The 1,080-nt window shown below is 57.5% G+C and carries 2 protein-coding genes; one reads left to right on the top strand and one right to left on the bottom strand.

Annotated features, from left to right (window positions below):
* Positions 1 to 55 precede the first annotated feature (55 nt).
* Positions 56 to 121 carry an erythromycin resistance leader peptide gene (locus tag HMPREF3056_RS13950; protein WP_071569110.1) on the bottom strand — a complete coding sequence of 22 codons (66 nt, stop codon included), beginning with the start codon at positions 119 to 121 and terminating at the stop codon, positions 56 to 58.
* Positions 122 to 138: 17 nt separating this feature from the next.
* Here HMPREF3056_RS13950 and HMPREF3056_RS05830 point away from each other — a divergent pair, with 17 nt between their 5' ends.
* Positions 139 to 957, top strand: coding sequence for a peptide ABC transporter substrate-binding protein (locus HMPREF3056_RS05830; RefSeq protein WP_256381180.1), 819 nt, complete (start codon positions 139 to 141; stop codon positions 955 to 957).
* The last annotated feature ends 123 nt before the right edge of the window (positions 958 to 1,080 follow it).

A 1,080-nucleotide genomic window follows, 5' to 3' on the forward strand; every position in this document is an offset into this window, starting at 1 on the left:
AGCCGCCCGGCTAAAGGACCGGAGCGGTTTTTAACCTACGGGGTAGGAAACCGCCTTAGCGGTTGGTGCGCAACCGCAAGAAAGCGGTACCTGAAATCAACATGGGTCTAATTATATCCATTTAAATTCGCGGGTGCGATCCCGTCGTCCGCCTTCGGCAGTTATGAGCAGGACCTAGCCGGCCGCCAGGAAACCAAGCCGGCTGCTACCTACCTGGAAATGTCCATCCACATGGAGACGCCACATTTCAGTGGGGAAGAGGGCACGCTGCGCCGCAAGGCAATCTCGATGGCTATCAACCGCGAGGAAATCGCGGAAACTATCTTCCACGGCACCCGCACCCCAGCCCGGGAGTTCACCTCACCGGTGCTGAACGGATACAACGACAGCCTGCCGGGTTCGGAGAACCTGAACTATAACCCGGAGGAGGCGAAGAAGCTGTGGGCGGAGGCCGATAAGAAGTACGGCGCCTTTGAAGGCGCGTTCCCGATCAACTACAACACCGATGGTGACAACAAGGACTGGGCCGATGCGGTGGCTAATAGCATCAGTAACACGCTGGGAATCCAGGCCGTGGGCAACCCTTACCCGGACTTCAAGTCCTTCCGCGATGCCTACCGCACCGAGCGTATGGACGGCGCATACCGCACCGCCTGGTTCGCCGACTATCCCTCGATGGGTAACTTCCTTGGGCCGAACTTCACCACGGGTGTGGCCTCTAATGACTCTAAGTACTCCAACCCGGAATTCGATGAGCTGATTGTGAAGGCCAACGGCGCCGCGAATGAGGAGGAAGCCGCGAAGCTCTACAACCAAGCGCAAGAGCTGCTGCTGCGTGACCTTCCTTCAATCCCGCTGTTCTACCCGAACGTTGTTGGCGGCTGGTCCGAGAACGTCCAGGACGTGACGTTCAACTGGAAGTCCCTGCCGGTGTATTACGCGGTGAAGAAGAACTAGCGCTTCCATCGTTGAGTTACTGCGTGAGATAGCGCACCTGCTCTAACAAAACTGCCCGAGTTTCCAAAGATCCCCGCCGAGATTCAGGCGAGTTCAGGTGGTGAATGCATCTATACAGCTGGG

This window comes from Corynebacterium sp. HMSC056F09, assembly GCF_001815785.1.
Lineage (GTDB): Bacteria > Actinomycetota > Actinomycetes > Mycobacteriales > Mycobacteriaceae > Corynebacterium > Corynebacterium hiratae.